General features: G+C 28.2%; 9 protein-coding genes. 5 read left to right on the top strand and 4 right to left on the bottom strand.

Going from position 1 to position 8,584, the window contains the following annotated elements; all coding sequences use genetic code 11:
• Positions 1 to 879: 879 nt before the first annotated feature.
• Both Q0731_RS10200 and Q0731_RS10195 read left to right on the top strand, forming a co-directional pair.
• Positions 880 to 1,839 carry an L-threonylcarbamoyladenylate synthase gene (locus tag Q0731_RS10200; protein ID WP_299063557.1) on the top strand — a complete coding sequence of 320 codons (960 nt, stop codon included), beginning with the start codon at positions 880 to 882 and terminating at the stop codon, positions 1,837 to 1,839.
• A 17-nt stretch (positions 1,840 to 1,856) separates the two neighbouring features.
• Positions 1,857 to 3,527: an RluA family pseudouridine synthase gene (locus Q0731_RS10195; RefSeq protein WP_299063556.1), complete on the top strand. Its 1,671-nt coding sequence runs from the start codon at positions 1,857 to 1,859 to the stop codon at positions 3,525 to 3,527.
• Between the two features lie 5 nt (positions 3,528 to 3,532).
• Here Q0731_RS10195 and aat read toward each other — a convergent pair whose 3' ends face one another.
• On the bottom strand, positions 3,533 to 4,159 hold the full coding sequence (gene aat / locus Q0731_RS10190) for a leucyl/phenylalanyl-tRNA--protein transferase (RefSeq protein ID WP_299063555.1): 627 nt from the start codon (positions 4,157 to 4,159) through the stop codon (positions 3,533 to 3,535).
• A gap of 182 nt (positions 4,160 to 4,341) precedes the next feature.
• On the opposite strand from aat, the gene Q0731_RS10185 reads away from it, so the two are divergent.
• Both Q0731_RS10185 and Q0731_RS10180 read left to right on the top strand, forming a co-directional pair.
• Positions 4,342 to 4,971 carry a short-chain dehydrogenase gene (locus Q0731_RS10185; protein WP_299063554.1) on the top strand — a complete coding sequence of 210 codons (630 nt, stop codon included), beginning with the start codon at positions 4,342 to 4,344 and terminating at the stop codon, positions 4,969 to 4,971.
• Between the two features lie 30 nt (positions 4,972 to 5,001).
• A complete protein-coding gene (locus tag Q0731_RS10180) occupies positions 5,002 to 5,247 on the top strand; it encodes a DUF1456 family protein (protein WP_299063553.1) in 246 nt (81 codons plus the stop codon).
• Between the two features lie 134 nt (positions 5,248 to 5,381).
• On the opposite strand, the gene Q0731_RS10175 is transcribed toward Q0731_RS10180, so the two are convergent.
• Complete coding sequence (locus tag Q0731_RS10175; protein ID WP_299063551.1) at positions 5,382 to 5,753, bottom strand: DUF3127 domain-containing protein; 372 nt, start codon at positions 5,751 to 5,753, stop codon at positions 5,382 to 5,384.
• 284 nt (positions 5,754 to 6,037) lie between these two features.
• Here Q0731_RS10175 and Q0731_RS10170 point away from each other — a divergent pair, with 284 nt between their 5' ends.
• Complete coding sequence (locus Q0731_RS10170; protein ID WP_299063550.1) at positions 6,038 to 7,189, top strand: HAMP domain-containing sensor histidine kinase; 1,152 nt, start codon at positions 6,038 to 6,040, stop codon at positions 7,187 to 7,189.
• 279 nt (positions 7,190 to 7,468) lie between these two features.
• Here the strand turns inward: Q0731_RS10170 and Q0731_RS10165 are convergent, their stop codons facing one another.
• Entirely contained in the window at positions 7,469 to 7,858 is a 390-nt protein-coding gene (locus Q0731_RS10165; RefSeq protein ID WP_299063548.1) for an HIT domain-containing protein, read from the bottom strand.
• 62 nt (positions 7,859 to 7,920) lie between these two features.
• The gene (greA, locus tag Q0731_RS10160) at positions 7,921 to 8,394 is read right to left on the bottom strand and encodes a transcription elongation factor GreA (RefSeq protein WP_299063546.1); all 474 of its coding nucleotides are present in this window, start codon (positions 8,392 to 8,394) and stop codon (positions 7,921 to 7,923) included.
• Positions 8,395 to 8,584: the final 190 nt, after the last annotated feature.

Genomic DNA, 8,584 nt, shown 5'->3' with positions numbered 1-8,584 from the left:
TGTAAATTAACCTTAATTCTCTCTTTTATTCTTTCTTATTATTTTATCAAATTTATTAAAAGACAAACTTAAGCCGTGTATAATTTATTGCTTGCAAAGTTTTTCTTACGAAAAACCTCGCTCGCATAAAAGTCTGTAATTATTGGTTATTTTTAGCTAAATTTACGCAACAAATCATACACAACAACGTTGCCCAAAATGGCGGAATTGACCGCTGATTTTCAAAAAAAGGGTTTTTAAAGAATAATTTTAAAAAACTGAATTACCACTCAAACTCTGAATAAAAAAGTGAGTTGTGAAACAGTCAAATTACGGAGAAATTCTTCTGTTTTTTAATTAAGGAAAACGTGTGCGGAATTTATAAAACTTGGAAAATTATTTGCAGTTGGAAAATTTACTCGGGCGGAATGTTGCTTCGGAAACTCACTCAAGCGGAATTTAGCTCGTTTGCGGAATTATTACTCATAATCTAAATGAGAAATAAGGAGGAAACTCTGAAATGGAATTTGCCACGAAAACGGAGTTTTTATATAATGAATGAAAGATTAAGGAGAAATGAAAAAAGGAACTATTTATGAAAATCACTTTGGGCAACACCGTGTATAAAAAATTGCTTAATTTGGCTTAATCAAAAGTTTGTGCTTTTCTATAAACTCTATTTTTCCTACGGAAAAATGCCGTTCACTTAAAACGCAAGTTTCCATACAAAAATACGTTGGCAACAATAAAAAACATTGTACTTTCCTGAAATAGGTTGACTAAAAATTATAGCTTAATAACATCTAAAAAACAAAACGATTTACTGGTTAATAACATTCATTTCAATTTCAAAAAATATTTTTTAACCGTCTATTTTATATGTAATTTTGTTCAATAATTATGAGCATCATTTCTAAAAACATACAAAAAGCAATTGCCTTATTAACCAATGAACAATTGGTTGCAATACCAACAGAAACAGTTTATGGTTTGGCAGGTAATATTTATAGTGAAAAAGCAATAAAAAGCATTTTCTCAACAAAGAAAAGACCTTTTTTTAATCCATTAATTGTACATATTCATTCTGTAAATTCTTTAGTGGATATTGTAACTGATATACCTGAAAAAGCAAAATTATTAGCAAATGCTTTTTGGCCAGGATCTATGACTTTGGTTTTAAAAAAGAACAACACAATTCCTGATATAATTACCGCAGGAAAAGACACAGTTGCTGTTCGTGTTCCAAATCACCCTTTAACTTTAAAACTACTAAAACAACTACCTTTTCCTTTGGCAGCACCAAGTGCAAACCCTTTTGGAAGTATCAGTCCTACAAAACCAACACACGTAGAAAGTTATTTTAAAAATGATATTCAAATGGTTTTAGATGGTGGTTCTTGTAAAAACGGAATAGAATCTACCATTATTGGTTTTGAAAATAATGAACCTATAATTTATAGATTAGGTGCTTTGGATTTAGAAGATATTGAAGCTGTTGTTGGTAAAATTAGCATCAAAAATAAGGAAGAAATAAGTCCTGATGCTCCAGGTATGCTGGCAAGACATTATGCACCTACAACTCGTACTTTTTTGGTTGATGATGTTTCATCAGAAGTAAAAAATCATCAAGGGAAAAAAATTGGTATTTTAGTTTTTAAAAAATCTTTAAATAATGAAACTATAACTGAAATAATTTTATCAGAAAAAGGTTCTTTAAAGGAAGCTGCATCTAAGTTATATGATTCTCTGCACGAATTAGATCATCAAAAATTAGATGTAATAATTACAGAAAAATTTCCTAACAATGGTTTAGGAACCTCAATTAATGACAGATTGCAACGTGCAACCTTTAGCCTTTAACTCCATAATTTTAAGTCTTGAATTATTTTCAAAAATTTAACACTAATATTTCTGAAATTGAACTCCCAGAAAAATTCACATTTCCGTTTTATTACCAACCTCATTTATTAGCTAAAATTGCAACCAATGAATTACAAGATTATTTAAAAAATCAAACCGATTTTATTCATAATTTCGGACTTTCAAATAAAAAAGACCAACTACCAATTGGTAAAATGTTTGGCGTTTTAGTTGTAAAAAACAAGCAAAATGAAATAGGTTATTTAGCCGCTTTTTCTGGAAAATTAGCAGATAAAAGTTTACCCAATAAATTTGTTCCTCCTGTTTTTAATATGAGAACAGAAGGTAGTTTTTATATTAAAGGAGAAAAAGAAATAGATCAAATAAATAAGCGATTATTAGATTTAAAAAAAGATAAAAATTATGTAATCTTAAAAAAAACCTTTCTAAAATTATCTAAAGAAATAGAAGCCGATTTAATTCTGGAAAGAAAAAAATTAAACCTAAAAAAGAAAGATCGAAAAGCTAGAAAAACAATCGGACAAACAACTTTAAATGAGACTGATTTTAATATGCTTACCAAAAAAATAGTACAAGAAAGTTTTAACGATCAATTTTACCTGAAAGAACTCCAAGATTATTACGAAGATAAAATTGCTAAAAAAAGAATGGAATTAGTCATTTTTGAAGATGAGATTGCATCCTTAAAAAAGCAACGAAAAGAAAAATCGAACTATTTACAGCAAACACTTTTTAGTAAATATGCTTTTTTAAATCAACAAAAAGAAAAAGTGAATTTGTTAGACATTTTTAATGATCCTGCAATAAAACCTCCTGCAGGTTCTGGCGAATGTTCTGCTCCTAAATTGTTACAACATGCTTTTTTAAATAATTACACGCCTATTTGTATGGCTGAGTTTTGGTGGGGAATTTCGCCAAACTCAGCAATAAGAAAACACAAAAACTATTACCCTGCTTGCCAAGGAAGATGTAAACCTATTTTAAAACACATGCTAAAAGGCATTAAAATGGACGCTAATTTATTGTTAGAAAACTTAGCAGAAAAGCAAGAATTAGAAATTATTTATGAAGACGATGTTTTATTAGTTGTAAATAAACCTACAGAATTTTTATCGGTTCCTGGAAAAGACATTACAGATTCTGTGTATACTAGAATTAAAGAAAAATATCCAAAGGCAACTGGACCTTTAATTGTACATAGATTAGACATGTCTACTTCTGGAATTTTACTATTAACTAAAACCAAAGAAACAAATAAAGTTTTACAAAATCAGTTTATAAAAAGAACTGTAAAAAAGCGTTATGTAGCTTTATTAGATGGAAATTTAACAAAAAAAAGCGGAAAAATTCAACTTCCAATTCGTGTAGATTTAGATGACAGACCCAAACAATTGGTCGATTTTGAACATGGCAAAAATGCAGAAACAGATTGGAAAATCATCAAAAGAGAAAACGGAAAAACAAGAGTTCATTTTTATCCAATTACTGGCAGAACTCATCAACTAAGAGTGCATGCTGCACATAAAAACGGATTAAATACCCCTATTCTGGGAGATGATTTGTATGGTAAAAAAGAGAATAGACTACATTTACATGCAGAATTTATTGAGTTTAGGCATCCATCAACCAATAAAATAATGAGTTTTACAGTTGCTGCTGATTTTTAGAAAATTTACGCTTTCAAAAAATTTAAAAAAACGGCTCTATCAATTTCTTTTGCACCCAAACTAGCTAAATGATCATTATAAATCTGGCAATCTATAAGTATATAATTTTTATTTTTTGCTAAATAAATAAAACCCAATTTAGAAGCATTAGAAACTTTGCTAAACATACTTTCTCCGCAAAAAATTGAATTTATTTCTAAACCATACAATCCACCAACCAATTCGCCATTAAACCAAACTTCTATAGATTTGGCAACTCCTTTTTTATGTAAGTTGATGTAAGCTTGCTCCATATCATCTGTAATCCAAGTGCCAAAATCGTCATTTCTTTGGATGTTTTTACAATTGTAAATAACTTCTTCAAAAGCTTTATTTTCTGTAATTATAAACTCATTTTTATGGATGATTTTTTGCATCGATTTAGATACTTTTATTTCATCAGGAAACAAAACCATTCTTTGATGTGGACAATACCATACAATTGGTTCTCCTTCAGAAAACCAAGGAAAAATTCCGTTTTTATAAGCATAAATTAGTCGTTTTTCAGATAAATCTCCACCCAAAGCAATAATGCCATCACTTGTTGTGTATTCAAAAGGTGGGAATTCAATTGTATCTGTTAACCAAATCATTTTGTAAAAATAGTCAACAAAAAAATAACATCAAAAAATGATACGATTTTATGTTCATAAAACATATCATAAATAATACTTTAAAAAATCTATTTCTTAAAAAATTATTAATCTAATATAATCTTGGTGTTTATAGCTTAGAAGTTACTATTTTTGTACTTTTATTAAACTAATTATTTTTCGTGGAAAAGAAACGTAAAAAAAGAATCAAAAAAACTGCTTTTATAGGAAAAAGACTCCATAATTATTATGGAAGAACTGGTTTTTATATGTTTGTTTGGGAAAGTGTTAAAAAAGCTTTTTTGCCAATTTTAGCTGTTGTAATTGGTCTATTTTTGTTTAATAAATACGTTTATAATATCAATGATGGTTTGCATCATTTTACCGAAACTTTTTCTAGATTAACCGTTTTAATAACGTTTTTTATTTCTGAGACTTTACTAGGTTTAATACCTCCAGAAATATTTATTGCTTGGTCTAAAAAAACAGCAAATCCAATTTTAAATTTAACATTTTTAGCTACTTTATCTTATTTTGGTGGTTTGGTTTCTTATTTTATTGGTAAAACTTCACTTAAAATTAAATCTGTAAAAGAATATTTAGAAGTAAAAATGGCAGACAATTTAAAAAACACACGCAAATGGGGTGGTTTTTTAATTCTAGTAGGTGCATTATTACCTTTACCATTCTCTATTGCATGTTTAGCTGCAGGAATGATTAAATACCCGTTTAAAAATGTTGTGTTTTTTGGATTATTTCGATTTGCACGATTTGCTTTTTATGCTTGGGCAATTTTTAAAGTTGTAGATTAAAACAATACTAAAATTAATTACTTTTGATTTATGGGATTAACAAATAACGACATTTTAAAAAAACTAAGAGTAGCACATAAATTACGTGATACAGATATTGTAGAAATCTGTGCTTTGGTAGATTTTAAAGTAAGTAAAAGTGAATTAGGAGCACTTTTTAGAAGTGAAGAACACCCAAAATATGTAGAATGCCAAGATCAAATTTTACGTAATTTTTTGAATGGTTTGGTTATTCATTTACGTGGACCAATGCCTAAAAAAGGTGAGAAAAAATAATTTTTCTTAAGACTGTGTTTAAAACAAGAACCAAGACTAAAATAGAGATAAAAAAAGAGAAAATTCAAAATGAATTTTCTCTTTTTTATTTGTCTTGATTCTTGCATCAAAAAAATCTTATTCTTTTTTAATTTTTAAAACGGTAAATCATCAGGCTCTTCATCAGTAACTTTTGCTGCAGGCTCAAATTGATCTACAGGAGGTAAATTACTGCTAGATGCAGCTTGAGATAAGTTTTCAATTCTCCATCCTTGTATAGAATTAAAATATTTTGCTACACCTTCTGGGTTAATCCATTCTCTACCACGTAAATTAATAGATACTTTTACATCTTGCCCAACTTTGTAATTATTTAATAAATCACATTTATCTTGCACAAATTCTATCATTATCATTTGAGGATATTGATCATCTGTTGTAACTACTAACTCTCTTTTCTTAAAATTTTGCTGAGCCCCTAATAATTGCTCATCTCCAATTAATTTTATTTTACCAATAACTTCCATAATTTCTATTTTAATAAAAGTACTTTTAAAGTACTTTTTGTATCATTTTTTAAAAATACGCTCAAGCAAATGTATGTTTTTTTGTGGTTTTTTGTTCAATAAATTGAAATTGTTCTTCTGTAAAGTTATCAACACCCTACTCTATTTGAATCTCTTATTTTTTTGATAAAATTTAAGTTGAAACTTATTTTTAGATTTCAATAAACATCCTTGTAAAATTAATTTACAAAATACTATCAACCCATTAAATGAGTTATATAGCAGAAACCTTTATATTTGTTTAGATGAACTTTTTAACAAACAACTTATTATTTAGACGCTTTGCCATTATAATTTCGCTAATTATAGTTTCATTAATATTATGGAACACTTATATATTTTTCCAAAAATTTAAGCAAGAAGAGCGTATTAAAATGGAAATTTTAGCAACCGCTCAAAAAGAAATTGCTACAAATACAGATTTAAATGCAAATGTAGATTTGCCATTAAAAGTAATTGAGAATAATAATAACATTCCCATGATTTTGGTAAATGTTAAAGGTGAAATAGAATATTTTCAGAATTTAGATTCTGTAAAAGCACTAAACACCAAATATTTAGAAGCCCAACTAGCAGAAATGAAAATTGAAAATGAACCTATTGAAGTTAGTTATCAAGGACAAAACAAACAGTATATTTATTATAAAAACTCAGATTTATTAAATAAGCTACGCTATTATCCACTGGCATTAATTTTAATTTTATTCTTGTTTCTTGCCGTTATTTATATGTTTTACAGCTCTAGTAAAGTTGCAGAAACCAATAAACTATGGACAGGAATGGCAAAAGAAACTGCACATCAAATTGGCACGCCTTTGTCTTCTCTTTTAGGTTGGATTGCCATTTTAAAAATGGAAAAAGTAGATGATAAATATGTAGAAGAAATAGAAAAAGATGTAAGTAGGTTAAATACCATTGCAAATCGTTTTTCTAAAATTGGTTCTAAACCAGAATTGGAAAAAGAAAACATTGTTGCCATTACCAAACAAGCTTTTGATTATTTAGAATCTAGAAGTTCTAAGCAAATTACGTTTTCTTTTATCTCTACAGATACTAAAATTTACACCAATTTAAATACAGAATTATTTGGTTGGGTTATAGAAAACCTCATCAAAAATGCTATTGATGCCATGTTAGGTAAAGGAGAGTTAATATTACAAATACAAAATACAGCAAAAAAAGTAAAAATAACGATTTCTGACACTGGAAAAGGAATGCCAAAAAAGCTCTTTAACCAAATATTTAAACCAGGTTTTACCACTAAAAAACGTGGTTGGGGTTTAGGTTTATCGCTTTCTAGACGTATTATAAAAGATTACCATAGAGGAAGAATATTTGTACAAAAATCTGAAATAGACAAAGGAACTACTTTTGAAATTCTATTAAATAAAGTGTAATTTTTTTTTGAAGCTATTTCCTGCTTTCACTACTCGCTTTTTTTATCCTAAAAAGGAATAAAAAAGAGCTCAAACAAACCGTTCAATCAGGGCTAAACTTATTTGCTAGCTAATTCAAATAGTATTGTTTTTTTTGCTAATCAAAAGGTTTTATAAAGTTGGAGATAAAAATGATAACACACAGTTTTGTTATTTAGAAATGAGCTTTTTAGCGACTGGGAAACCTCATAATGAAATAGCAAAATTGTGAAGAAATAGTAAGAAATAAACAACAAAAATCTACTCAAATTTAGCAGAAATACTTGCTGCCAAAGCAACAAACTCATCATTAGTTAATGTTACTTTTTTTGTAAATTGTGCATCTGCCATTGTGTTTAAAGGTACTAAATGCACATGAATATGTGGCACTTCTAAACCTATTACACTTTGCCCTACTCTTTTACAATCAACTGCTTTTTCTAGTGCTTTTGCAACTCTGTAAGAAAAATCCATCAAACTTAAATAATCTTCTTTAGATAAATCAAATAGTTTATTTTCCTCTTTTTTTGGTACCACTAAAGTGTGTCCTTTTGCATTAGGATTGATGTCTAAAAAAGCAATATAATTTGCATCTTCAGCTACTTTGTAACAAGGTATTTCTCCGGTAATTATTTTAGTAAATATGCTCATTTTTCAATTTTTAATTGTTGGCTTTTTGCTAAAGGCTACTTGCCAAAAGCTAAAAGGATTTTTTATCTAGAAATGTCTACAATTTCAAATTTCATAATTCCATTAGGTACTTTTATTTCTGCAATATCACCTACTTTTTTACCTAATAAACCTTTACCAATTGGAGAGTTTACAGACAATTTTCCGTTTCTAACATCGGTTTCAGAATCTGCCACCAAAGTGTAAGAAAACTCCATTTTATTGGCTGTATTTTTAATTTTTACAATAGAGTGAATCAATACTTTAGAGGTATCTAATTGAGATTCATCTATAATTCTAGCGTTAGAAATTACGTTTTTTAACTTCGCAATTTTAAATTCTAAGTGAGATTGCTCTTCTTTTGCTGCATGGTATTCTGCATTTTCACTTAAATCTCCTTTATCTCTTGCATCTGCAATTTCTGTGGTAACTCTAGGGCGTTCAACTTGTTCTAGTTGCACCAATTCTTCTTTTAATTTCTTTAATCCTTCTGCAGAATAATATGATATTTCACTCATGATGTTTTATTTAAATTGATTCATTTTATTGCATAAAAATAAATTTACAGTAAAACAAAAAAATAGTATTTGTTTAGTAAATAGCCAATGTAGGCTAAATTTAAAAATCCCATTGCCTAAACAGGAATGAGATTGTAATACAAATGTACAAAATATTTGTAAATTGCCATCGTTTTAGATGAAATGAAAC

Origin of the sequence: uncultured Polaribacter sp., assembly GCF_947497695.1 — a bacterium.
In the GTDB taxonomy this organism is placed as follows: Bacteria; Bacteroidota; Bacteroidia; order Flavobacteriales; family Flavobacteriaceae; genus Polaribacter.
This window is presented reverse-complemented; position numbering and strand designations above follow the sequence as displayed.